The sequence below is a fragment of the Halanaerocella petrolearia genome (assembly GCF_054657875.1).
In genome coordinates this window covers 71,139-95,168 of record NZ_BAAHXW010000002.1, presented here as the reverse complement: position 1 = coordinate 95,168, position 24,030 = coordinate 71,139, and the positions used below count along the sequence as shown (strand labels likewise).

Below are 24,030 nucleotides of genomic sequence, written 5' to 3'. Positions count from 1 at the left end.
TCCTTTTTTATATTTCTGACACTTATATATTGTATTTATTCTGTAATAATTTATTATTTTCCTTCTTTTTCCTGAATAATTAACTCCATGAATTTTTTGCTAGCTATTGAGAAGGGAATGTTTTTATTAGTAACAACTCCTAATCTTCTATTAGGTAGTTCTTCTTTTATATTCAATTTAAAAATATCTGATTTATCATTATCAAGACAATAAGCAGGAACAAAGGAGATTCCTAGTCCTATTCTAGCCATTTCAATTAATAGATCAACACTTCCTAATTCAACTTCAGGTTTTAGTTCTATTTTAAATTTACTCATTAATTCATCAAAAAATTTACGAGTGGTAGTATTCTTTTCAAGCATAAGTAAAGGATGTTTGGATAAAATAGTAAGAGGTAATTCTTGATTATTAAGGTTATTATATTCAACTCCTCCAATAAAAATATCATTAAAACTAAAAATCTCATTAATCTTCATAACATCAGTGATTTGATTATTAGGTAGGTTAGTAATTATTAAATCGACTGCCCCTTCTTTTAATAATTCAACGCATTTGGCTGAAGTTCTATTTGTGATTTGAATATGAATTTGAGGATAAAGTTCATGAAATTTTTTTAGATAGGGTAATAAGAAATATTTGCAGATTGTATCATTGGCCCCAATATGTATTTCTCCTTTTTTGAAAGAGTTGATTTCTTGAATGTTTTTCTCCCCATTTTTAATGAGATTAAAGGCAGGTTTGATATGTTTATATAATAGTTCTCCTTCTTTAGTAAGAGTAACTTGTTTAGTGTTTCTAATAAATAAAGAAGTATCTAATTTATCTTCTAGAGACTTGATAGATTGGCTAACAGCTGATTGAGAAATAAAAAGCTTATCAGCAGCTTTGGAAAAACTCAAATAGGTGGCAACATAGTAAAAAACTTTATACAGTTCATAATTAATATTCATTAATAAGCCCTCCTTATTAATAGTATAAGAACTATTAATTTTACTACTTAATTATAACATACTATAATATAAGTGTACAAAGTAAGAAAATAATTGACAGCATTTAATTTAAAGTTAATATTCACTTTTAGTGACACACTATATTAATTAAGTTCTATTTCAAAATTAGGTAACTATATAAGTAAATACAGGTTCAAAAAATAAAGGAGGCTCCACTATGCCTGAAATAAGAAGAGTATATGTAGAAAAGAAAAAAGGCTATAACGTAGAAGGTAAAGAATTATTAGAAGACTTAAGACAGAATCTTCAATTAGAAAATTTAGAAGATTTAAGAATAGTTAATAGATATGATATTGAAGGAATGTCTAAAGAAGCATATAATCAGGCCTGTCATACAATATTATCAGAACCTCCAGTAGATAACTTATATGAGAAAAATTTAGAATTATCAGATAATGAAATAGCTTTTGGAGTAGAGTATTTACCAGGGCAATATGACCAAAGAGCAGATTCGGCAGAGCAATGTATGCAAATATTGAATAATGATGAAAAGCCTATAGTCAGAACAGCTAGGATAATAGTGTTACAAGGTAGTCTAAGAGAAGGAGATATAGCAGAAATAAAAGACTATTATATAAATCCAGTAGATTCAAGAGAAGCTGATTTAGAGAAACCAGATACATTAGAATTAGAGTATAATCTTCCAACAGAAGTTGATAGAATAGAAGGATTTATAGAACAAGACGAAGCAGGTATAGAAGAATTATTAGAAGAATTAGGATTAGCTATGAGTAAAGAAGATTTACTTCATACGCAAAAATACTTTAGAGATACAGAAAAAAGAGATCCCACAATAACTGAAATCAAGGTATTAGACACTTATTGGTCTGACCACTGTCGCCATACAACATTCCTAACAAGTATAGAGGATGTAGAAATAGAAGAAAACAAATATACTAAGCCTGTAGAAAGTGCTTATGAAGAATATTTAGCAGGTCGAAAAAAAGTATATTCTTCTGATAATAAAGATGTATGTTTAATGGATATAGCATTAATGGGTATGAAAGAATTAAGAAGAGAAGGTAAATTAGATGATTTAGAAGTGTCTGATGAAGTAAATGCTTCTAGTATAATTGTACCTGTAGATGTGGACGGAGAAGAAGAAGAATGGCTAGTAATGTTTAAGAATGAAACCCATAACCACCCGACAGAGATTGAACCTTTTGGTGGAGCAGCAACTTGTTTAGGTGGTTGTATCAGAGATCCACTAGCAGGACGCTCTTATGTGTATCAAGCAATGCGTATTTCAGGAAGTGGAGATCCAAGAGTAGATATAGAAGATACAATTTCTGGTAAGTTGCCACAAAGAAAGATAGCTCAAGAAGCTTCTGATGGATATAGCTCATATGGTAATCAAATAGGAGTAGCAACAGGACAGGTAGAGGAAATTTATGATGAAAGATATTTAGCTAAGCATATGGAAATAGGTGCAGTAGTAGCAGCAAGTCCTAAAGAAGATGTAGTTAGAGGAGATGCCCAGCCAGGAGATATTGTTATTTTAGTAGGTGGCAGAACAGGACGAGATGGTTGTGGTGGTGCCACAGGTTCATCAAAAGAGCATACTAAAGAATCGATTGAGGATTGTGGAGCAGAAGTACAAAAGGGTAACCCACCAACTGAAAGAAAGATTCAACGTTTGTTTAGAAATTCTGAGGCCAGCCAGATGATTAAGAAAAGTAATGACTTTGGTGCTGGTGGAGTATCAGTAGCAATTGGTGAACTTGCTGATGCTTTAGAAGTTGATTTAAATGCTGTACCAAAGAAATATGAGGGATTAGATGGAACGGAATTAGCAATTTCTGAATCTCAAGAAAGAATGGCAGTAGTAGTAGATAAAGAAAATGTAGAAGATTTTAAAGAACTAGCAAGAAGAGAGAATTTAGAAGCAACAGTAGTTGCAGAGGTAAAAGACCATGGTAGATTAATTATGAATTGGAATGGCGATGATATAATTAATCTAAGTAGAGACTTCTTAGACACTAATGGTGCAACTCAAGAAACAAAAGTAGTAGTTACAGAACCTGAAGAAGAAAGTTACTTCACCGAGGCTCCTAAAAGAAGATTATCTGAAGAGTCAGACTTAAAAGAAAAATGGTTTGAGAATCTATCAGATATCAATGTCTGTAGTCAAAAAGGATTAGTGGAAAAGTTTGATAGTACAGTAGGAGCAGGTAGTGTATTGATGCCTTATGGTGGTAAATATCAGTTAACCCCAACCCAAAGTATGGTAGCTAAGATACCTACTTTAGAAGGGGATACAAATACAGGAACAATTATGAGCCACGGTTATGATTCTAAACTAGCAACTTGGAGTCCTTTCCATGGAGCTTTATATGCAGTAATCGAATCAGTGGCAAAAGTAGTAGCAACTGGTGGAGAGTATGATAAGATAAGATTTACTTTCCAAGAGTATTTTGAAAGTTTGAGAGAAGATTATAAAAGATGGGGTAAACCATTTAGTGCTTTATTAGGTGCCTATCAGGCTCAAAAAGGATTTGGATTACCTGCAATAGGTGGTAAAGATAGTATGTCAGGAACATTTCATGAACTTGATGTGCCACCTACTTTAGTATCCTTTGCAGTAGATACAGTAGATGTCAATAATGTAATCTCTCCAGAGTTTAAAAGTACTGATAGTAAGGTAGTATATGTACCTTTAGAAAGAGATGAATCTGAATTACCTGATTTTGATAAGTTAAAATTAGCTTATGATAGAATAAATGAATTAATAAAAGAAGGTAAGGTTTTATCGGCGCGAGCAGTAACATTAGGTGGTATAGCAGAAGCAGTAACTAAGATGTCTCTAGGAAATAAGATAGGTATTACATTCCAGGACAAATTAGAAGATAATCTTTTATTTAGTCCTGATTATGGTTCAATAGTCTTAGAAATAAAAGAAGAAGAAGATTTAGCAGAATTATTTGGGGAAGTGAATTATGAAATATTAGGTAGAACAACTGCTGAAGAAGTAATTACGGTAGATGATGTACAAGTATCTATTGATAAAGCTATTAAAGTTTGGGAAGAACCACTAGAAGATGTATATAAAACTAAGACAGAAGGAACAGAAGAGTTTGAATTTAAACCACACAAAGAAGCAGATGAACCTGTTTGTAAGAACAAAGTAGAAAAACCAAAGGTCTTAATACCTGTCTTCCCTGGAACGAATTGTGAATATGATACAGCAAAACAGTTTGAGCAAGCAGGAGCAGAGGTAGAAACATTAATCTTTAAGAACTTAACTCCAGAGCAAATTGAAGATTCAATTGATGCTATGGCAGAAGCAATAAAAGAGTCACAAATAGTAGCCTTAGTAGGAGGATTTAGTGCTGGAGATGAGCCTGAAGGTGCAGGTAAGTTTATAGCAACAGTCTTTAGAAATCCTAAGATAAAAGAAGCAGTAATGGATTTATTAAATAACAGAGACGGTTTAATGATAGGTATCTGTAATGGTTTCCAAGCTTTAATTAAATTAGGCCTAGTACCATATGGAGAAATAAGAGAGCTAACAGAAGAAGCTCCAACGTTAACTTATAATGAAATCGGACGGCATATTTCATGTGCTACCAAGACAAGAATAGTGTCTAATAAATCCCCATGGTTGTCTAATGTAGATGTAGGAGATATGCACTCAATACCTATGTCTCATGGAGAAGGTCGTTTTGTAGCCAATGAAGAAATGGTAGATCAGTTACTTGCTAATGGACAAGTAGCAACACAGTATGTAGATTTTGGCGGGAATCCAACATCTGATATAACTTTCAACCCTAATGGTTCGGTGCATGCTATTGAAGGTATTACAAGCCCTGATGGTCGTGTATTAGGTAAGATGGGACATTCAGAAAGAATTGGAACAAATGTATCTAAGAATATAATAGGTGACAAAGAGCAACAGATATTTAAGGCAGGAGTAGAATACTTTACAAAATAATGATATAGAAATTTCCTAGTCTATTTTAGGCTAGGAAATTTTGTTTTTTGAGGAGTAACTAAAGTTACTTGGCTATCATAATTTATTATAAGGCTAATGGATTATTGATATAAAGTGGCACTTTCGTGCTGCAGCTATCTGTCGTCTACTGTATGCTATCAGTAGATCTTCACGGAGAGTTCATAGGACTCATAGGAATCCAAAACCTATGTTTTAAAGGCTTAAGACGTGTTTATGATTTTGAACTTGATTTAGCTCATAGCTCATAGCTCATAGCAGATAGCTGACAGCTGTGTCACTGAAAGTGATATACTATATTAACATTATTTGATTTTTTAGGTAGATAGCTTAAAGGGAGGTAATAAAAATGAAGATTAATCTATCTATGAGTGGCGGTGGAGTCAAAGGAATAGCTCACTTAGGTGGGTTAAAGGCTTTAGAAGAAGCAGAGACTGAAGTAGTAAGTATTGCTGGTAGTTCTGCTGGTGCTATCATAGCTGCATTATATGGAGCAGGATATAGTATTGATGAATTAAAAGAGTTAGTTTATCAACAGGATTTAACATACTTTAAGGATAGTTTTTCTTTAATAAGATTGATAAAACAATTTGGGTTATATAAAGGAGATAATTTCTTCAATTGGATAAAAGATAGACTTTCTGCTAAAGAAATATTTACCTTTAGGGATCTACCTATGGAAGTAAAGATTATAGTTTCTAATGCTACCTATAGAAGGGCCAAAGTCTTTTCTAAAGCTAATAGTCCTGATTTTTTAGTAGCTAAAGCAGTTAGAATGTCAATGAGTATTCCAATATTTTATATTCCTTATCGGTATCAATCTAACTTATATATTGATGGAGGGGTGATGAATAATTTTCCTTTACAGGTATTTGCCAAATCAGAGCGACCAACTTTAGGATTAATGTTAATAGATGAAAGACCTTACCAACCTAGTAAGCTTGATAACTTAATAAAATATTTAACTAATTTAATAGAGATGATTATGACAGTTAATGAACGACGCCAAATTGAGTTGTCTGATTCTTATGTAGTTCCTATTCCTACCTTAGGTTACAACGTGGTTGATTTCTCTCTATCAGATTTAGATAAGGATAAGTTATATAATTCAGGTTACAAACAGGTTAAAGAACATTTAGCCTACTTTACAGATAGATATTTGACCAAAGGGTTTAAGAATAGTAGTTATGAAGAACTGAAAGGGACAACAATTGAATTAGAAGAATATAGTCAATTGATGGTTAATTATATAACAGAAGAGCTTAATCCTAAACAGATAGATGGAATAGTTACTACAGGAGAAGATGATTATCTATTTACTTATTTAATAGCTAGTAGTTTAAGAAAGAAGTTTAGTGTATTACAGGATGATACTTGGCATTATAATCGAATTAAATCTGATGAAAAGTTATTGTTAGTTAGTTTTCGCCAACCTGATTCAGATGAAATAGGAAAGTTATTAACTGAAATAAGTAACTTAAAAGCTGATGTTATAGCAGCATTTTTCTTTGCTAGTCAGAGAGAGAATAATGTTAACTTATTTGCTAAAAAAGTACCTACTTATATTTATTCACAGTATTGAGTATCAATATTTAATCTTGTTTTTTGCTCTAGATAATTTTATAATAATAGAGGTGTAAATCTGAAATAATTAGTTTTGCGAAAGGAGTTTTATAAGTGCATGGCTATTATGGAAGTGTAGAAACAGGTTGGTTAGAAGTAATTAGTGGTGTAATGTTTTCAGGCAAAAGTAGTGAATTGATTCGGAGAGTAGAACGGTCTATGATTGCTGAACAAGAAGTTCTAGTCTTTAAACCAAGTATTGATAATCGATATAGTGATACTGAAGTGGCTAGCCATAATGGAATTACTATTGAGGCCCAGATTGTAGATGATGTAGCTGGAATTAGAGAGAAAGTTAAAGAAAAGAAAGAAAGAGAGACTTTAGATGTAGTAGCTATTGATGAAGGACAGTTTTTTTCTGAAGAATTAGTTTCTGTGGCAGATAACTTATCAGATCAAGGCATAAGAGTAATTATTGCTGGTTTAGATACTGATTTTGCTGGGCGAGGCTTTAAGCCAGTTCCAGAGTTAATGGCTCGGGCTGAATATATTACTAAGTTACATGCTGTCTGTGTTAAATGTTCTAATCCTGCTACTAGAAATCAACGATTAATTGATGGCGAGCCAGCTAGTATAAATGATCCAGTAGTAGTGGTAGGAGCAGACGAACAGTATGAAGCACGTTGTCGCCGGTGTCACGAGGTTAAAGAGTCGTGAGTTATGAGTTGTGAGTCATGAGTAAAGTAATAATTGAGAATATAGAATTTAAAATTGATAGTTAAAATCTATTAAATAATAGTGAATAGAGAATAATGAATAAATATAACTCTTCTTTATTAAGTATTATTTATTATTTGATTTAACTCTAAATTATACATTGTCAATTGCTCTTATAATCGCTTGGCCCATTACTTGGCTGGCTGCTGTAGATAATAAATTGATATCAACTTTCTGATTACCAGTACTCATAGCAAAGATAGTATCTCCATCTAACATAGTATGGACTGGTCGAATATGTTGAGCATAACCATTATGGGCTACTTGAGCTAACTTAGTAGCCTCTATTTTAGTTAAGTGGGCATTAGTAGCTACTACTCCAATGGTAGTATTTTTACCAAAGCCCTCTACTTCTTCTTTATCTTGCAATGCCTGATAGGTATCAATAAAGTTACCAGCTTCATCTTTGCAGCCAGCAATAATTCTTCCTTCTTGATCTAAAATGTCTCCAAAGGCATTGACTGCTACAATAGCTGCTATATAGGTATCTTCATTTAATTGTAGGCTAGCACTACCTAGACCACTAGAACTGGCTTGTTCTATTCCTAGTAACTTACCTACTTTACATCCCATTCCAGCCCCTACTTTACCTAATCTTGTTTCTGCTTTAGTAGCATTTTTAAGAGCTAGTTGGCCCATTTTAGCATCGGGACGGATGTTAGGATTACCAACTTCTAAGTCGAATAAGACAGCTGCTGGAACAATAGGAACTTTAGTAACTCCTACATCAAAGCCGATTCCTTCGTCTTCTAGAGCAGCCATAACCCCATCAGCAGCAGCTAACCCAAAGGCACTTCCTCCAGTCAATAAGATAGAATGTACTTCTTCTACTGTATTAATAGGATCTAATAGAGAAGTTTCTCTAGTACCAGGTGCAGATCCTTTAACACTTACTCCAGCTGTAGCTCCATCTTCAGATAAGATAACAGTACATCCTGTCATTCCTTTCTTACTATGAGCATGACCAACTTTTATTCCAGGTATATCAGTGAGATAGTCTTTCATGATATCCTCCTTCTTAGTTGTGAGTAATAGACTAATATATTTTAATCTCTTACATAATGATTATAACTAGCAATTGTAATAGAGATTAAGATAATAGATATACTTGCAAATTTAGCTACCTGTAGAGAACCTAACATTAAACTATCTGTTCTCATTCCTTCAATAAAGTAACGCCCAACTGAGTAGAGGCTAATATAAGTTAAGAATACTTCACCAGGTTTTAAGAAATCTTGTTTCTTCCAATAAAGTGTTAAGAAGAGAAAGATTAATAAATTCCAGATAGATTCATATAAAAAAGTAGGATGATAATAGATACCATTAATATTCATCTGCTCTATAATCCAGTCAGGCAAATAGAGACTTTCTAAGAATCTGCGAGAAGTTGGCCCGCCATGAGCTTCTTGATTCATAAAATTGCCCCAGCGACCAATAGCTTGTCCCAAAATTAGACTTGGTGCTGCTATATCAGCTAAAGTCCAAAAGTAGATACCTTTTATATAAGCAAAGATAATACCAGCTAGTAGAGCACCAATTAAAGCACCATGAATAGCTAATCCACCATGCCAAATGGCAATTATTTCTTGAGGGTATTGACTATAATAGTCCCACTTAAAGATAACATAGTAAGTACGTGCCCCAAGAATAGCTGTAGGAATAGCCCAAATGACCAGATCTAACATTAGCTCTGGGTCTAGATTTCTTCTATTGGATTCTCTAGTAGCTAAGATTAATCCAAGTAAGACTGCTGAAGCCATAATAATACCATACCAGTGGACACTTAAAGGTCCTAATCTAAAAGCAATAGGATCTAAATAGCTTGAATTCATTATGCTTCCTCCTTTTAATTTGACCATGGTTAATTTTAAGATTATAATAAAGTTAGGGTATAGTCAAGAAATTGACTAATAATCATATAGATTACAAAAAATAAAATGATTATAGATAATAGAAAGGAATGATCGAAGTGAAAGATATTAGAACTCCAGCTACAACTGTAGAAAGGTTACCGCTTTATTATCGATGTTTACAGAAATTAAGAGATCAAGATGTAGATGTAATTTCTTCTAAAGACTTAGGTGATATGTTGGGAATACCTTCTACGCAAGTAAGAAAAGATTTATCCTATTATGGTGAGTTTGGTAGACGTGGTGTTGGATATGAAGTTTCAGTTTTATTGAATAACTTAGAAAAGATTTTAGGTTTAAATAATGATTGGGAAATAGTATTAGTAGGTGCAGGTAACTTAGGGCAAGCCTTAGTAAACTATGGTGGTTTTAGAAATTTAGGACTTAAGATCAATTATGTTTTAGATATTGCTGAAGAAAAGGTTGGAAACCAATTAGGAGAAGTAACAATTAATTCAGTAAATGAGTTAGAAGAATTAGTTACAGAGAAAGATATTAAGATTGGAATTATTGCTGTACCAGAGGAAGGAGCACAAGAGATTGCTGAACGATTAATTGAAGCTGGAGTAGAATCTATCTGGAACTTTGCTCCAACTAGATTAGATGTTCCTGAAGATATAAAGGTGAGAAATGAAGATTTATCTATTGGCTTAATCAGTTTAACTTATTATTTATCTGAATAGATATGGTATTGGAGGAGATAACCAATTGATAGATTAGATGATTTAGAACTTAGAATAGAAGAAGGAAGAATAGTTACCCAACAACTACTAGCAGAACTACCTAATGTTGAAAGCGAGCAAGTGAATTTATTATTCAATCGAAAAGGCCAACTTTTAGACTATCAATTAGGTAGTCTAGAAACTGATTTGATTACAGGAATCAGGCGCCGGAGAAGTAAGAAACGTCTGGCTGGCCTGCGGGTTTTAGTAGTTAGTAGTAGAGGCAGAATAGCAGAGAGATCGGAATTAGTCTTGCAGTATAGGCTAGATAATATATCTTATTTGAATTTAGAGACTGAGGCAGCTAAAGTAGCTTGGCCACAAGTAGAAGAAGGCAGGCTAATAGGAGTAACTGAAGAAGATTTTAAACTAAATGAGTTATTCTATTTTGATTATCTAGACTATATATCCAAGTTAGAATCAGAATTAAGTCAGGTAGAAACATACCAGGTACAGCAGGGTAAAGAGAGGGCTATCTTAGTTGGTAGTAGCCAGGATAGTCTAGATGAATTAACTAATTTAACTATAACAGCAGGAGTTGACTTAGCTACTAAAATAACAACTACCTCAGGAAGAACTGATCCAACTTATTATATTAGACAAGGCAAGTTGGCCCAACTGAAACAAGAATTATTGGCTAAACAGGCTAATGTAGTCATTTTTGATGATGAGTTGACTCCAGCTCAGCATAGTAATCTTGAAGAGGCTCTAGAGGTTAAAGTAATTGATAGAGCCCAGTTGATTTTAGATATATTTGCTAGGCATGCTAATACTAAAGAAGGTAAATTACAGGTTGAATTAGCTCAACTTGAATATCTATTGCCTAGATTAACTGGTCGAGGAGCCGAAATGTCTCGACTAGGAGGTGGCATTGGAACTAGAGGGTCAGGTGAAACTAAACTAGAGATTGATCGGCGAAGAATTAGAAAGCGGATTCATAGATTAAAGGATAATTTAAAGAAAGTAAAGAAGAATCGTCAACTTAGACGTGAAAATAGAAGGCATCCAGTAGTTTCATTAGTTGGTTATACTAATGCAGGAAAGTCGACTTTAATGAATCTGCTTACAGAAGCTAATGTAGAGGCTCAAGATAAACTGTTTGCTACTTTAGATTCAACTTTACGCCAGATTGAACTACCAATTGGACGGCGTGTGATAGTCAGTGATACTGTAGGATTTATTAAGAAACTCCCCCATCATCTTGTAGCTGCTTTTAAAGCAACTTTAGAAGAGATAGAAGAAGCAGAGTTGTTGCTACATATTGTTGATAGTAGCCATCCTAATCTAGAGGAAAGAATTAAAGTGGTACATGGTGTATTAGAAGATTTAGGTGTCTTAGATAAAGATATAATCACTGTCTTTAATAAATCAGATTTAGTGGCGGATAGTAAGTTAGAATTATTACAACGAGATTATCCTAATAGTATAGTAATGTCTGCAGTTACAGGAGAAGGAAAGGAAGAACTATTAGATAAAGTTTCATCCTTTTTTGCTGAAGAAATGGAGAAAGTTAATCTTAAACTACCTTATCAAGCAGCTAATTGGTTAGATAAAATTTATCAAGAAGGGCGAGTATTAGAAAAGGAGTATGACAACCAAGGTATTGAGGTTAAAGCACAGATTCCTAAGAAATTGGTAGCTAGATTAAAAGAATACCAGAAAAGTTAGAGATAGAGAGGAGGGCAACCTCCTCTTTTTGTTATAATTTTTAGCTGGTTTGATTTATATTTTTGGTTTTGATTTTGAATTAGCTCACGACTCACTACTGATAACTCAAGACTTAAATTATTTCTTCTGATAAAAAGATGCATGTAATTTATCAAGGTTATACTTATTAGGTTGTAATAGATATTCTGTATTTCCTAAAAATAAGATGCCATCATTGCTTAAAGCTTGACTTAGATTTTTCGTTAGCTTTTCTTTGATTTCTTTGGTAAAATAAATAAAGACATTACGGCAAAGAATTAAGTTGATATTACTATCGTATTTATCTTCTAATAGATTTAACTTTTTAAACTTGACTTGTTTCTTTATTTTAGGATTAATTTTGTAGATATTATCTTCTTTAGTAAAATACTTATTAATAATTGCTGAATCAACTTTCTTAAGATTATTAGCTTTATACTCTCCTTGGCGTGCTTTGGATAAAGCACCTAAGTCAATATCAGTTGCTTTTATCTGATAGCGATTTGGGTCGATACCTAATTGATCAAGAATAATAGCTACTGTATAGGCTTCACAACCAATTGATGATGCAGCACTCCAGATCTTAATCCGATTGTGTTTATCTAGTAGCTGAGGTAAAATTTCTTCTTGTAGATATTTATAGTTATCAGGATTACGGAAGAATTCAGTAGTGTTAATAGTCATATGTTCTAGAAATTGACGACGAAAGCTAATTTCATTCTTCAGTTTATTAAAGCAGTCTTGGTAGTCAGTTAGATTATGTTTTTTCATTAAATTATTAGTGCGACGTTCTACCCTTTTCTGTTTATAACTAGTTAGGTCCATTTCAATCTGTCTTGATGCTTTCTTAATGAATTTTTGAAAGTTCATATCGTACCTCCTCTAGTAGAGATTATACTCTTATATAGTTTATCATTCTTGATTTCGGCGCTCAATCCTGTAAAGAAATAGAGATTTTAGTTTAAAGGAGGAGATTTAAATTAGTTTTCAGTTATGTACATTAGCAAGTGGTAGTTCAGGTAATGCAATTTATATTGGTAATAAAGATAGAAAAATTTTAATAGATGCTGGATTAAGTGGTAAAGAGCTTAATAGGCGTTTAAAGCAGATTGATCTAGATATTAATGATTTAGATGCCATCTTATTGACCCATGAACATAGTGACCATATTAGTGGAGCAGGTGTAGTAGCCAGAAGATGTAAAGTGCCTATTTATGCTACTGAAGGAACTTGGCAAGTAGGGGAGGAAAAATTAGGCAAGTTAAATTCGCGGCAGAAAAAGTTAGTAGTCAGAGAAGGTTTTACGATTGGTAAGCTACAGATTAAACCCTTTACTATTTCTCATGATGCTCAGGAACCAGTAGGATATACAGTCACTTATCAAGATAATAAAGTGGCTATAGCTACTGATATGGGGGTAGTAACTGATGAAGTTAGGGCAGAGATTAATGATGCTAATTTAGTCGTCTTAGAGGCCAATCATGACTTAGAGATGTTGAAGATTGGCCCTTATCCCTGGTCGCTAAAGAAACGAGTAATGGGCCAAGAAGGACATCTATCTAATGATGATGCTGCTGATTTAGTAGTTGATCTGGCTAAGAGTCAGGCCAGTCGTATAGTCTTGGCGCATTTAAGCCAAGATAATAACATACCTGAACTGGCTTTTTTAACAATTAAAAATATGCTAATTGAAGATGGTTTAGAGTTAGGAACAGATATAGAGTTAGACTTTGCTACTCAAGAGCAGGTATCTGACGTATATAGTATTTAGTCGTGTGCTATGAGCTTTGAGCTATGAGTTAATTCAAAATCAAAACTATAATAGTTTAAATTCTTAAAATAAGAAACTTTATGAGAGTTAGTTTTTGAATGTAATAGTTTTGATTTAGCTCATGACACACAGCACATAGCTCATAACTCATAATTTATTGCCTTAAATAAGGAGGGAGAAAATGGACTCTCTATTTGATAATAAAGAACAGTCAAGTTTTAAATCATATTTATTATTGGCTCTGATAGTCTTGTTATTAGGAGGTAGCTTGATTTATTTTTTGGCTGGTGGAGATCAGATACAACAGACTCAACCACAGAAGAAAGAAGATGTTACTCCTCAAGATAAAGATTCAGCTATGGAAGTTCAAGGTAATAAATTGAGTAAGGAAGAAGCAGTAATTTCTGTAGTTGAGGAAGTTGGCCCGGCTATTGTTAAGATTACAACTGAACAAGAAGAAGTGGTATCTGATTTTTTTGCTTGGCAGACTAAACAAAAGGTTAGGGGCCAAGGATCCGGAGTGATAATTAATACTGAAGGATATATTATAACTAATAATCATGTCATTGATGGAGTTGATCAGATTAGTGTTTTTTTGCCTGAAGATAAGCGCGAGTATCAAGGCAAAGTTATTGGACGTGACCCTGCAACTGACTTAGCAGTGATTAAAATTGATCCTCAAGGTAAAAAGTTACCGACAGTTGAATTTGGAAGTGCTAAGGAGTTACAAGTAGGTCAGTTAACAATTGCTATTGGAAACCCTTATGGCTTTTCTAAGACTGTAACTACTGGAGTTATTAGTGCTTTAGGTCGTAAGGTACCACTTTTAGAGCATACAGAGTTAACTGATATGATTCAGACAGATGCAGCTATTAATCCTGGTAATAGTGGTGGGGCTTTATTAAATAGCCAAGGAGAAGTAATTGGTATTAATACAGCAATTATTGAGCAAGCTCAAGGAATAGGTTTTGCTATTCCTATTGATACTGTGCAAGAAATTACTAAAGAGTTGATTGCCCATGGTAAAATTATTAGACCTTGGATAGGTATTCAGGGAGGAAATGTAACTACTCAGTTAGCTAAAGAGTATAATTTACAGCGTGAAGAAGGCATATATATATACCGGATAATTGAGAATAGTCCTGCAGCAGAAGGAAATTTAGAAGCTGGAGATATTATTACTAAATTAAATGGGCAAGCAATTACTAGTATGTCTCAGTTTAGAGATATCTTGAAGAAATATGAAGTAAGTGATAAAATTAGATTAATAGTTTATCGCAATCAAGATAAGAAAGAAATAACTATTGAATTAGGTAAAAGGCCATAGTTTTAGGAGGTCATATTATATGAAGTCACGGATTATAGCAGTAGGTAAAATTAAAGAAAATTATGTACAACAAGGAATTGATGATTTTAAAACTAGATTACAACGCCATTCTGATTTAGAAATTACTGAAGTCAAAGCTGAACGAATCAAAGGTAATTTAAGTTCATCAGAAATGGAACAGATTAAAGAAAAAGAAGCAGATAAGATTATTAAAGAGATTAATAATCGAGCTTATACTATTGCTTTAGATCCTCATGGCAAACCAATGAGCTCAGAAGGATTAGCCAAATCAATTAGCAACTTACAAGTACAAGGTTATAGCAGTATTGAATTTATTATTGGTGGGACTTTGGGGCTACATAATAAAATAAGAGAAGAAGCAGATTATGTTTTAACTTTTTCTCATATGACTTTTACCCATGAAATGATTAGGTTAATCTTATTAGAGCAGTTATATCGAGCTTTTAAAATCATGAAAGGTGAACCATACCATCATTAAGTCTGAATTAACTATAATTTAAAGCCAATTTTTTGTATAGCATTAATTTAGATAAGATTAATGACTTACATAAGGAGGTAGAACAATGATTTCAGAAAATTTATTAGATGCTTTAAACAAGCAGATGAATTTTGAGTTTTTATCTGCTCATTATTATTTAGCTATGGCAGCCTATTTTAAAGATCAAGATCTGGATGGATTTGCACATTTCTTTTGGGTACAGGCTGAAGAAGAGCGATTTCATGCTGAGAAATTCTTTAGTTTTATTAATGAAAAAGGTGGTAGAGCTAAAGTAGACGCTATTTCTGAACCACAGAATGATTTTTCATCTATTGCAGAAGTATTTGAAGAAGCTCTAGAACATGAACAAGAAGTAACTAAGCGGATCTATAAATTAATGGATTTAGCACAAGATGAACGTGAATATTCGACTATTAGTTTTCTAGATTGGTTTGTTGACGAACAAGTAGAAGAAGAGGCTACTATTGAAGAAATCTTAAATAAGGTACAGAGATTAGGAGAAGATAGTCAGGGAATCTTTATGCTTGATGATAAGTTGAGTCAGCGTGTCTTTAATCGACCACAAGATGTAGAACAGATATAGATAAAAGCCCCCTATTATAGGGGGCTTTTATTATTTATTCGATATCTATGATTTCATTTTCATATTCTGTATTTTCTTTCTCTTCTAATATAATTATCCTCTTCTTTCATATAACTTTAAGGTCAGAGATAGTCAAATATATTATTCACTCAATTTTAAGTAGAAGAATAGAATATAGATGAGAAAGGAGGAAAAATATGATTTATCGTGTTAAGTCAGGTGATACCTTATATAAGATTGCTCAACGCTTTGGAACTACTGTGCAGAGGCTAGTTGAACTAAATGATATAGAAAATCCTAATTATCTAGAAGTTGGACAGAAACTAGTTGTACCTGATGGAGATAGAGTAGAGATTAGACCAAAGAACTTTGATTATGAGGTTGTTAATGGGTTATTGTTTATTTTATTTACTGATCAGGCTATTTACCAAGCAGGTGAGACGATTGAATTAACCCTAGTTAAAGTTAATATTGGTAATTCACCTATTGAGTTAAACTATAGCTCAGGTCAACGTTATGATTTTGAGGCTTATAGAGATGGTCAAAGAGTCTGGACTTGGTCTCAAGGTCAAGTCTTTCCTCAGGTAACTAGAACTATTAGTTTAGATCCTGAAGAAGCAGTAGTATATAATGTAACCTGGGAGCGAGAAGATGATAACGGCCAACAAATTCAAGCAGGTAGATATCAAATTAGAGGCTGGAATGTAGCCCAAGAAGTTTCTGATGAACGATTAAGTGTCTTTCTTGAAGTTGAATAGTTTCTTATAAACTGCCTTGTTAGGTATTTTATCTAACAGGGTATTTTTTTATCTCGATATTATGTTACTTTTAAAGACAAGCTTGATTATTTTTTAATTAACAATTATTATAGATAGGTGAAGGAGGAATTAGAATGACAACAGCTATTGAATTTAGTAATATACATAAGAGTTATGGTGATTTACAGGCTCTTAGTGATATTAATTTAACGATTGAAGAAGGAGAATTCTTTGGCTTATTAGGGCCAAATGGAGCTGGCAAGAGTACTCTAATTGGTATCTTAGCTGGTCTTGTTAAACAAGATTTAGGCTCAGTAACAGTCTTAGGTGCTGATGTAATTGAAGATCATCTACAGACAAAGAAGAGCTTAGGTATTGTACCACAGGAAATATCTTTTGATCCTTACTTTACTGTACGGGAGACACTAGAGATTCAATCTGGTTACTTTGGAATCAAGAATAATGATGATCGAATTAATGAGATTCTAGATGCTCTGGATTTAAAAGATAAAGAGAATGTTAAACCTCGTAGCTTATCAGGAGGTATGAAACGACGGTTACTAATAGCTAAGGCTTTAATTCATGATCCTGAAGTTATTGTGTTAGATGAACCTACAGCAGGAGTAGATGTAGAGTTAAGAAAATCACTATGGGATTATGTTCAGAAACTTAATCGGCAGGGAAAAACTATTATTTTAACGACTCATTATTTAGAAGAAGCAGAAACTTTATGTGATCGAATAGCAATTTTAGATCAAGGAGAAGTAGTAGCTGTCGATACTAAAGAGAATCTAATTAATCAGATTGATAAGAAGGTAGTCAAAGTTAAATTTAATGAAACTAGTTCAGAGATTAAGCAATTAAACAAATACGAATTAGAGTTTGATTTAGAAGATAGAGAACTAGAATTAGAGGTTGAGCGGGCTGAATTGGCTGAATTATTAAGCTGGTTAGAGGAATTAGATGTAGAAATTGAAGATATGGAAATTACAAGTGCTCAATTAGAAGATGTCTTTATACAGTTGACTAACTTAGGAGGTGAAGAAGGTGAATAATTTAACCTCTTTTTTCTCTTTAGTTAAACGAGAGATAATGCGTTTTTCTAAAGTAGCGATCCAGACTGTTTTTGCTCCTTTAATCTCTACTAGTCTGTATTTAATTATATTTTCTTACTCCTTTAAGAGTAAAGCAGTAGCAGGTTATGATGTTGAATATATCAGCTTTATTGTGCCTGGTTTAATTATGATGAGCTTAATCAGGAATTCTTTTGCTAATACATCGTCATCACTGATTGTAGCTAAGTATAATGGTTCAATTGTTGATCTATTACTAGCTCCGTTTTCTTATCTAGAGTTGACTCTAGGTTTGATGATTGGAGGTATTGCTCGAGGAGTAGCAGTTGGTATAGTCATTTATTTTATTTCTATTTTCTTTTATGGAGGGGTAGTCTATTCAGTAGGATTACTGATTATCTTTGTATTATTAGTAGCAGGAATCTTCTCTCTATTAGGGATTATTGCTGGGCTATGGGCAGAGAAGTTTGACCATGTTTCTATCTTTTCTAACTTCTTTATTACGCCTTTAACATTCTTAAGTGGTGTCTTTTATTCAGTTAAGAGATTACCTGGTATTTGGAGTAAGGTTTCATTATTTAATCCTGTCTTTTATATGGTAGATATGACTAGATATGCCTTCTTAGGAGTTTCAGATGTAAGCCCTATCTTCTCTGTATCAGTTGTAACTAGTCTGTTTATTGCTTTACTATGGTTAGTCAGTCATCTCTTTAAAATTGGTTATAAAATTAAAAGTTAATACAGATTTTAAATCACTAAATCCCAGGAGGCTCCTGGGATTTAGTAGTAAATAAAGGCTATATGAGATAATCTTTTTTAGATTGGTTTTAATCTTGTTTAATCTGTTGTAAAGTATTTTTGGCCCATAAGCTATTAGGATAAATTTCAAGTGCTTTGTTAACATATTTAAGTGCCTTACCTTCTTTATCTTGCTTATTATAGGCTATACTTAGCCAGTGATAGGAGATAAAGTTATCGAATTGGTTATTACTATTTAATGCTGTAGTTAATGCTTTGATTGCTTTATTTATATCTCCGCCACCAATTTTAGGTGCATTGATATAATAGGTTCCTAAAGAATTATAAGCTGTATAATTTTTATTATTTAATTGAATTGATTTTTCAAGTAGTTCCATAGCTTTTGGCCCATAAGTCATAGAGTAGAAAATCCCTTTATAGTTTATTTGGCGCATATAAGTGTCGGCTAACAAGCGAAGTCCCTCACTGGTCTTTTTTTCTTTTAAAGCTTTCTTAACTAACTGCTCACTATTGTTGAAACTAAGAAGAGCTTTCTTCTTTTCTTTTTTGGTTTCATAGATTTCAGCAATTACAAATTCAGATTGGGCCTGCCAATAATACTTATTAAATTCATTATTTAGGTTAGCAAATTGCTGTTTGCTTTGTTTTAAAAGTGTTAGAGAACTAGAAATATCTTCTTCATTATTGTAAAAACTTTCTCTACCTTTAAAGAACAATTCTTTACCTTCTTCTAGCTTACTGGCATGAACATTTACAGTAAGCAGTAATAAACCACAGAGTAGAAATAAAAAAGCAGTTTTAATTCTCTTCATCTTGATTCCTCCTTGTTTGATGCTGTTAAGTATATAATATCGAAAATAGCTAAATTTAACATCTGGCAAAAGTATTATTTAAAATAGAAATATGCAGGAGATAATCTCCTACTTAAGGACTAATCCATAATTAATTCTTGAGATTATCTATTTTTAATTCTATAGTAGTCCCTTTTTCTAGAGTAGAGTCAATATTAAGGTGCCCATTTATCTGTTTGACTCTTTCTTTCATACCCTTAATTCCAAATTGATTATTAGTACTAATCTGTTCTGGATTAAAGCCAACTCCATCATCTGTAATTGTTAATTCTAGATTGTTAGTGGCAATCAGGTTTATTTGTACTTGGTTAGCTTGAGCATGTTGGATTATATTATTTAATATCTCTTGGATTATTCGGTATATATTAAGTTTTTCTTTCCTAGTTAGATGATTTTCATCTCCTGAAGTTTTCAAATTAATATCTAAATTATAACGTTTTTGAAATAAGTTAGCCAGATTTTCAATAGCTGCAAAAAAGTCTCGTTCTTGAAAGGTTAAGGGTTTTAATTCATAAATCATTAACCGCATCTCTGTCTGTATCTCTTGTACCATTTCTTGTAATTGATAAGTGATCTCTTGTGATTTTTCTGGGTTTTCAGCAATTAAGTGTTCTAGAGTATTAAGATTGAGACTAATTCCAAATAAGTTTTGAGATACTGAATCATGCAGCTCTCTAGCAATGCGATTTCTTTCTTCTATAACAGCTAATTTTTTATTTTCCTTTTCTAATTGTAGTTTAGTCTCCTTTTCTGCCATAAAAGTATAAAAGAGATTAATCATTACTGATGGGATTCCTACTGCTAAACTAGTATATAATAAATAGTCTGTAGAAATAGACAATAAAGTAAAGAATATTAATCCTACAAGATAGAAGGTTATGTCACTAACTGTATATACTATTATTAATTTTAGAATAATATATAATGAGGAATCAGGTAATTTATTAAAGATTTTGTCTAAACTAGTATTAGCTAAACCAATAAAAAAACCTACTATTCCCCCAAATAAGATATACGCGCCCCAAACTTTGATATTTGTGACTAATCCTTGAAATGAAAACATAAAAGTTAATGAAATTCCAATTCCAATTATTGAACTTTCTTGAGCAACTTCAAGGAAGTTATCTTCTTTTTTTAGCATGTTAATCACCTATCTATTAAATTATTTTTAATAGCTTTGATGGCAGCCTGAGTTCTATCTTTAACTTCAAGTTTTCTTAATATATTACTGATATGAGTCTTTACAGTTTTAGTAGAAATAAATAAAGCATTGCCAATTTGTTTATTTGATTTTCCATCAGTTAGTTCAGCTAATACTTCTTTTTCTCTAGGGGTTAAAGGCTCGATAACTGGTTGGTTATTACTAACTCTTTGCATTAACTTCTTAGAAATTCTAGGGTGTAAAACGGGCTCATTATTCTCAGCAGCACGAATAGCTTTAGCTAATTTTTGTGGAGGAGAATCTTTCATCAGATAACTTAAAGCTCCGGCATCAATAGCTGCTATTACTTCATCATCAGCACAGAAACTAGATAAAACAATTACTTTAGTATTAAGTTTATTTTCTTGTATTTTTTTAATTAATTTAATACCACTAATGTCCGGTAAATGTAAGTCAATAATAGCTACTGTTGGTTCTAAATTTTTTATTTCAGTTAATGCTTGTTGACCTTTATTAGCGTATCCAATAACTTTAATTTCTTGTTGAGTATTAAGGTAAGTTTTTAATCCTTCTAAGACAAAAGGATGGTCATCGACTAAATAGATTTCTATCATTTAATTCACCTCAATGTAATAAGATTAAATTTGATCTTAATCTTATATTTCTTTATTTGTTAAATTATTCCTCGTTGTTTATTATATAGGTTTTAATTCTTAATTACATCACCTAAAAGTAGGAATTTAGGCTCCTACTTTTGGATTGCAGTAGTTTAATTAAAAAAGAAATAGAAAAATAATAAAGCAAGTACCAGTTTTTATTGAAGCTTGATTAAATTGCAAAAAAAGGAATTAGTGTTTGACAAAACTAAGGTTGAATGATATTATTAAGAACAGTGTAAAATCAACATAGTGTGGAGGGATTCAAAGATGGTTAATAACTTAGGTAACGCTTTTGCAGAAGCAGGTCTTGTAGATGAAGAAAAAGTTGAAGAGGTAACTGAAGAAACTGCTGAAGGAACTAATGAAGTTGCTGAACCAACTAATACTGGTTCTGTTAAGTGGTTCGATACGGAAAAAGGATATGGATTTATTGAGCAAGAAGATGGAGATGATGTATTCGTTCACTTCTCTTCTATTGCACAAAATGGATTCAAAGATTTAGAAGAAGGTGCAGAAGTTAAGTTTGATATTGTAGAAACTGATAAAGGTCTACAAGCTGAGAATGTAATTAAATTATAATAAATTAACTTTGTAACCGGAAGAAAGATCTAGGCAATTTGCCTAGATCTTTTATTTTTTTGCAGGGTAGCTTTCTGAAACTCAGTAAATATTAACAATAGAATTTAAAGCTCCTATTTAGGATAGCCTAAGGTTAGGGGTGATTGTAATGCCTGTATCTACTGCTGACAGAGTCAGTACTATTGAAGAAGATGAGGCAATGAATATAACTAAAGATGTATTTACTAAGATTGAGGATAAAGTAGGAAGTGTGCCTAATCTATTTCGGACTTTAGGTCATAAACCTGATACTTTAAGAGCTACTTGGGAATTGATGGAGGCAGTTATGAAGGATGACTTACTGCCTAGAAAGCTAAAGAAACTAGTTGCTCTTAGGGTTTCTATCTTAAATCAGGCTGATTATTGTATTGATAAACATTATCAAAGTTTACAACAGATAGGCTATCCAGTTGAAATATTAGATAAGGTAAAAGGGGGGGATTATGACCATCTAACTGAGATAGAAGCTAGAGTATTAAAGTTTATAGATAAAGCTCTTGCTAAAGAATATGAATTACAAGAATCAGACTTTACAGAGTTACATTTTGAAGAAGAGGAATTATTAGAATTAGTAACTGTAGTTCAATTATTCTCTGGACTAAACTCTTTTACAAAAATTCTAGATATAGAATTAGATTAGATTAGAGCCCTCACTATCAGTTATCAGTGAGGGCTTTTTTAATGCTATCCTTGCATTGTCTGTAGTTTAATTAGATGTCGTTTTTCTTCTAAAATTAATTTTTCTAATGCTTTAATTGTTTGAGAATCTTCTTCAATCTGGATTAATTCTTGGTAAAGTAATAGAGAATTCTTTTCTGCTGCAATGCCTACTTTAAGAGTTTCCTCTAAGTTATGAGCGATCTCATCTGTGACCTTTTCATCTGCTGGAAATACTTTGGTATCAACTAAAGACCTTAAGTAACCATTAACTTCTTCATCATATAAATAATCTCTAGTCATAGACTTATCTTGTTCATCAAAATTAGCTAATAAATCTTTGAAGTACTGATAATGCTTTTCTTCATCATCTCTTAATTGAGCAAATAACTCTTTAACTTCGGGTTCAGTATTGACTTCTAGACATCTTTGGTAAAACTTTCTTCCTTGTTCTTCAATATCCATGGCCATTCTTAGAATTTCTAATGCATTGAATTGAATATCCATAATATTCCTCCTTTACTAATAGTCCAATATTATAATACTATTAAATAGTTAGATTATCAATTTAAATTGTAAAAGGCACTTTCGTGTCATAGCTATCAGCTATGTGCTGTGAGTCGTGAGCCAGTTCAAAATCAAAGCCACAAAACAACTCACACCTATTAAAATAAAAATTTTTATAGGGTTTGGATTTTGAATGAAACTGTTTTTAATTAGCACACAGCACACGACTCAAAACAGACGGCTATGTCACTTTTAGTGACAAATCATATAAATAATATCTCACTAATAAAAAATTACTTACATTTAACAATCAGAAAGATAATAAGAATCAATATTGATTATTTTTTATAGTTGACATAAATATACCAAATCAGTATAATTATAAGTGCAAGATATGAGGTAGAAGTTACAGACAGGAGGGCAAGAATGAGATTAAGTCAAGCTAGTGATTATGCTTTTCGGGCAATATTATACTTAGTTAAACAAGGAGTTGAAGTTCGAGTTGATGCCCAGACTATTTCTGAAGCAGAGAATGTTCCGAAACGATTTTTGTTGAAGATCTTTCGGAAGTTGGCCCAGACTGATATGTTAGAGTCATATCGAGGTAAGAATGGTGGCTATGCTTTGGTGAAAGATCCAGCAAAAATTACTCTTCGAGAGGTAGTTGAAGCTGTCGAAGGGCCAATTCATATAAACCGTTGTTTAATTGATCCACTAGAATGTAATAAAGATGAAGATAATAATTGTACTATTCACGCTGCTTTATTTGATATTCAACAGACTTTAATAGATAAATTAGATAGTTATACTTTTGCTGATTTGTTAGAAAAGTAATTTTTTTAAGTTAAAGTATACCTTTTTAGTATATTTATCTTTGGATGAGACTATATTGATATATTGTGTCACCACAGGTGACACAGTCGTGAGCTATCTGCTGTGTGCTATTAGCCAGTTCAAAACCTTTAAATTCAAAAACTAAATTCTTACAATAACTGCATTTCAAGGGTTTGATATGTACTTATGATTTTGAACTTGATTTAGCTCATCCTACGAGTTTCATAGAAACTCTTCGTGATAAAGGCCATCTGCACATAGCAGACGACAGATAGCTGTGGCACGAAAGTGTTACTTTATATCAATTAAGTTTTACTTTAAAGTTGATAATATA

General features: G+C 32.5%; 22 protein-coding genes and 1 pseudogene. 15 read left to right on the top strand and 8 right to left on the bottom strand.

Annotated elements, in window-relative coordinates:
• Nucleotides 1-53: 53 nt before the first annotated feature.
• Nucleotides 54-950, bottom strand: coding sequence for a LysR family transcriptional regulator (locus tag ACYQ39_RS07705; protein ID WP_459841838.1), 897 nt, complete (start codon nt 948-950; stop codon nt 54-56).
• 217 nt (nt 951-1,167) lie between these two features.
• Here ACYQ39_RS07705 and ACYQ39_RS07700 point away from each other — a divergent pair, with 217 nt between their 5' ends.
• The 3 genes from ACYQ39_RS07700 to ACYQ39_RS07690 all read left to right on the top strand — a co-directional run bounded on the left by ACYQ39_RS07700 (nt 1,168) and on the right by ACYQ39_RS07690 (nt 7,239).
• Complete coding sequence (locus ACYQ39_RS07700; RefSeq protein WP_459841836.1) at nt 1,168-4,941, top strand: phosphoribosylformylglycinamidine synthase; 3,774 nt, start codon at nt 1,168-1,170, stop codon at nt 4,939-4,941.
• 367 nt (nt 4,942-5,308) lie between these two features.
• Nucleotides 5,309-6,541, top strand: coding sequence for a patatin-like phospholipase family protein (locus ACYQ39_RS07695; protein ID WP_459841834.1), 1,233 nt, complete (start codon nt 5,309-5,311; stop codon nt 6,539-6,541).
• Nucleotides 6,542-6,636: 95 nt separating this feature from the next.
• On the top strand, nt 6,637-7,239 hold the full coding sequence (locus tag ACYQ39_RS07690; protein WP_459841832.1) for a thymidine kinase: 603 nt from the start codon (nt 6,637-6,639) through the stop codon (nt 7,237-7,239).
• A gap of 153 nt (nt 7,240-7,392) precedes the next feature.
• Here ACYQ39_RS07690 and ACYQ39_RS07685 read toward each other — a convergent pair whose 3' ends face one another.
• Nucleotides 7,393-8,304: a P1 family peptidase gene (locus ACYQ39_RS07685; protein WP_459841830.1), complete on the bottom strand. Its 912-nt coding sequence runs from the start codon at nt 8,302-8,304 to the stop codon at nt 7,393-7,395.
• Between the two features lie 41 nt (nt 8,305-8,345).
• The gene (gene lgt, locus ACYQ39_RS07680) at nt 8,346-9,131 is read right to left on the bottom strand and encodes a prolipoprotein diacylglyceryl transferase (protein WP_459841828.1); all 786 of its coding nucleotides are present in this window, start codon (nt 9,129-9,131) and stop codon (nt 8,346-8,348) included.
• 137 nt (nt 9,132-9,268) lie between these two features.
• On the opposite strand from lgt, the gene ACYQ39_RS07675 reads away from it, so the two are divergent.
• Nucleotides 9,269-9,892 (top strand): redox-sensing transcriptional repressor Rex, encoded by a 624-nt coding sequence (locus tag ACYQ39_RS07675; RefSeq protein ID WP_459841826.1) that lies wholly within the window; start codon nt 9,269-9,271, stop codon nt 9,890-9,892.
• Between the two features lie 120 nt (nt 9,893-10,012).
• On the top strand, nt 10,013-11,599 hold the full coding sequence (hflX, locus tag ACYQ39_RS07670) for a GTPase HflX (RefSeq protein ID WP_459841824.1): 1,587 nt from the start codon (nt 10,013-10,015) through the stop codon (nt 11,597-11,599).
• A gap of 117 nt (nt 11,600-11,716) precedes the next feature.
• Here the strand turns inward: hflX and ACYQ39_RS07665 are convergent, their stop codons facing one another.
• Nucleotides 11,717-12,487 carry a CheR family methyltransferase gene (locus ACYQ39_RS07665; RefSeq protein WP_459841822.1) on the bottom strand — a complete coding sequence of 257 codons (771 nt, stop codon included), beginning with the start codon at nt 12,485-12,487 and terminating at the stop codon, nt 11,717-11,719.
• A 109-nt stretch (nt 12,488-12,596) separates the two neighbouring features.
• On the opposite strand from ACYQ39_RS07665, the gene ACYQ39_RS07660 reads away from it, so the two are divergent.
• From ACYQ39_RS07660 to ACYQ39_RS07630, 7 genes are all read left to right on the top strand, one after another.
• The gene (locus tag ACYQ39_RS07660) at nt 12,597-13,388 is read left to right on the top strand and encodes an MBL fold metallo-hydrolase (protein WP_459844306.1); all 792 of its coding nucleotides are present in this window, start codon (nt 12,597-12,599) and stop codon (nt 13,386-13,388) included.
• A gap of 181 nt (nt 13,389-13,569) precedes the next feature.
• Nucleotides 13,570-14,715 carry a S1C family serine protease gene (locus ACYQ39_RS07655; RefSeq protein ID WP_459841820.1) on the top strand — a complete coding sequence of 382 codons (1,146 nt, stop codon included), beginning with the start codon at nt 13,570-13,572 and terminating at the stop codon, nt 14,713-14,715.
• Between the two features lie 19 nt (nt 14,716-14,734).
• A complete protein-coding gene (gene rlmH / locus ACYQ39_RS07650) occupies nt 14,735-15,214 on the top strand; it encodes a 23S rRNA (pseudouridine(1915)-N(3))-methyltransferase RlmH (protein ID WP_459841818.1) in 480 nt (159 codons plus the stop codon).
• Nucleotides 15,215-15,299: 85 nt separating this feature from the next.
• Nucleotides 15,300-15,818: a ferritin gene (locus ACYQ39_RS07645; RefSeq protein WP_459841816.1), complete on the top strand. Its 519-nt coding sequence runs from the start codon at nt 15,300-15,302 to the stop codon at nt 15,816-15,818.
• A 197-nt stretch (nt 15,819-16,015) separates the two neighbouring features.
• Nucleotides 16,016-16,576, top strand: a complete 561-nt coding sequence (locus ACYQ39_RS07640) for a BsuPI-related putative proteinase inhibitor (RefSeq protein WP_459841814.1) — start codon at nt 16,016-16,018, stop codon at nt 16,574-16,576.
• 134 nt (nt 16,577-16,710) lie between these two features.
• Nucleotides 16,711-17,631 carry an ABC transporter ATP-binding protein gene (locus ACYQ39_RS07635; RefSeq protein ID WP_459841812.1) on the top strand — a complete coding sequence of 307 codons (921 nt, stop codon included), beginning with the start codon at nt 16,711-16,713 and terminating at the stop codon, nt 17,629-17,631.
• Nucleotides 17,624-18,388: an ABC transporter permease gene (locus ACYQ39_RS07630; RefSeq protein ID WP_459841810.1), complete on the top strand. Its 765-nt coding sequence runs from the start codon at nt 17,624-17,626 to the stop codon at nt 18,386-18,388. Before ACYQ39_RS07635 ends, ACYQ39_RS07630 begins: the two co-directional genes overlap by 8 nt.
• 88 nt (nt 18,389-18,476) lie before the next feature.
• On the opposite strand, the gene ACYQ39_RS07625 is transcribed toward ACYQ39_RS07630, so the two are convergent.
• From ACYQ39_RS07625 to ACYQ39_RS07615, 3 genes are all read right to left on the bottom strand, one after another.
• A complete protein-coding gene (locus ACYQ39_RS07625) occupies nt 18,477-19,220 on the bottom strand; it encodes a tetratricopeptide repeat protein (protein WP_459841808.1) in 744 nt (247 codons plus the stop codon).
• 130 nt (nt 19,221-19,350) lie between these two features.
• A complete protein-coding gene (locus tag ACYQ39_RS07620; RefSeq protein WP_459841806.1) occupies nt 19,351-20,400 on the bottom strand; it encodes a sensor histidine kinase in 1,050 nt (349 codons plus the stop codon).
• Nucleotides 20,401-20,405: 5 nt separating this feature from the next.
• Entirely contained in the window at nt 20,406-21,035 is a 630-nt protein-coding gene (locus ACYQ39_RS07615) for a response regulator (RefSeq protein WP_459841804.1), read from the bottom strand.
• A 429-nt stretch (nt 21,036-21,464) separates the two neighbouring features.
• Here ACYQ39_RS07615 and ACYQ39_RS07610 point away from each other — a divergent pair.
• Both ACYQ39_RS07610 and ACYQ39_RS07605 read left to right on the top strand, forming a co-directional pair.
• Nucleotides 21,465-21,659: pseudogene (locus tag ACYQ39_RS07610) on the top strand (cold-shock protein); the annotation flags it as partial.
• Nucleotides 21,660-21,807: 148 nt separating this feature from the next.
• On the top strand, nt 21,808-22,338 hold the full coding sequence (locus ACYQ39_RS07605; protein WP_459841802.1) for a carboxymuconolactone decarboxylase family protein: 531 nt from the start codon (nt 21,808-21,810) through the stop codon (nt 22,336-22,338).
• 44 nt (nt 22,339-22,382) lie between these two features.
• Here the strand turns inward: ACYQ39_RS07605 and ACYQ39_RS07600 are convergent, their stop codons facing one another.
• Nucleotides 22,383-22,862 carry a ferritin family protein gene (locus tag ACYQ39_RS07600; RefSeq protein WP_459841800.1) on the bottom strand — a complete coding sequence of 160 codons (480 nt, stop codon included), beginning with the start codon at nt 22,860-22,862 and terminating at the stop codon, nt 22,383-22,385.
• A gap of 426 nt (nt 22,863-23,288) precedes the next feature.
• Between ACYQ39_RS07600 and ACYQ39_RS07595 the strand changes: the two genes are divergently transcribed.
• Nucleotides 23,289-23,696 (top strand): RrF2 family transcriptional regulator, encoded by a 408-nt coding sequence (locus ACYQ39_RS07595; RefSeq protein ID WP_459841799.1) that lies wholly within the window; start codon nt 23,289-23,291, stop codon nt 23,694-23,696.
• Nucleotides 23,697-24,030: the final 334 nt, after the last annotated feature.

Coding starts and splice junctions, on each gene's coding strand:
- ACYQ39_RS07705 (WP_459841838.1), bottom strand. CDS start 950: ATGAATATTAATTATGAACTGTATAAAGTTTTTTACTATGTTGCCACC.
- ACYQ39_RS07700 (WP_459841836.1), top strand. CDS start 1,168: ATGCCTGAAATAAGAAGAGTATATGTAGAAAAGAAAAAAGGCTATAAC.
- ACYQ39_RS07695 (WP_459841834.1), top strand. CDS start 5,309: ATGAAGATTAATCTATCTATGAGTGGCGGTGGAGTCAAAGGAATAGCT.
- ACYQ39_RS07685 (WP_459841830.1), bottom strand. CDS start 8,304: ATGAAAGACTATCTCACTGATATACCTGGAATAAAAGTTGGTCATGCT.
- lgt (WP_459841828.1), bottom strand. CDS start 9,131: ATGAATTCAAGCTATTTAGATCCTATTGCTTTTAGATTAGGACCTTTA.
- ACYQ39_RS07665 (WP_459841822.1), bottom strand. CDS start 12,487: ATGAACTTTCAAAAATTCATTAAGAAAGCATCAAGACAGATTGAAATG.
- ACYQ39_RS07655 (WP_459841820.1), top strand. CDS start 13,570: ATGGACTCTCTATTTGATAATAAAGAACAGTCAAGTTTTAAATCATAT.
- rlmH (WP_459841818.1), top strand. CDS start 14,735: ATGAAGTCACGGATTATAGCAGTAGGTAAAATTAAAGAAAATTATGTA.
- ACYQ39_RS07645 (WP_459841816.1), top strand. CDS start 15,300: ATGATTTCAGAAAATTTATTAGATGCTTTAAACAAGCAGATGAATTTT.
- ACYQ39_RS07640 (WP_459841814.1), top strand. CDS start 16,016: ATGATTTATCGTGTTAAGTCAGGTGATACCTTATATAAGATTGCTCAA.
- ACYQ39_RS07635 (WP_459841812.1), top strand. CDS start 16,711: ATGACAACAGCTATTGAATTTAGTAATATACATAAGAGTTATGGTGAT.
- ACYQ39_RS07625 (WP_459841808.1), bottom strand. CDS start 19,220: ATGAAGAGAATTAAAACTGCTTTTTTATTTCTACTCTGTGGTTTATTA.
- ACYQ39_RS07620 (WP_459841806.1), bottom strand. CDS start 20,400: ATGCTAAAAAAAGAAGATAACTTCCTTGAAGTTGCTCAAGAAAGTTCA.
- ACYQ39_RS07615 (WP_459841804.1), bottom strand. CDS start 21,035: ATGATAGAAATCTATTTAGTCGATGACCATCCTTTTGTCTTAGAAGGA.
- ACYQ39_RS07605 (WP_459841802.1), top strand. CDS start 21,808: ATGCCTGTATCTACTGCTGACAGAGTCAGTACTATTGAAGAAGATGAG.
- ACYQ39_RS07600 (WP_459841800.1), bottom strand. CDS start 22,862: ATGGATATTCAATTCAATGCATTAGAAATTCTAAGAATGGCCATGGAT.
- ACYQ39_RS07595 (WP_459841799.1), top strand. CDS start 23,289: ATGAGATTAAGTCAAGCTAGTGATTATGCTTTTCGGGCAATATTATAC.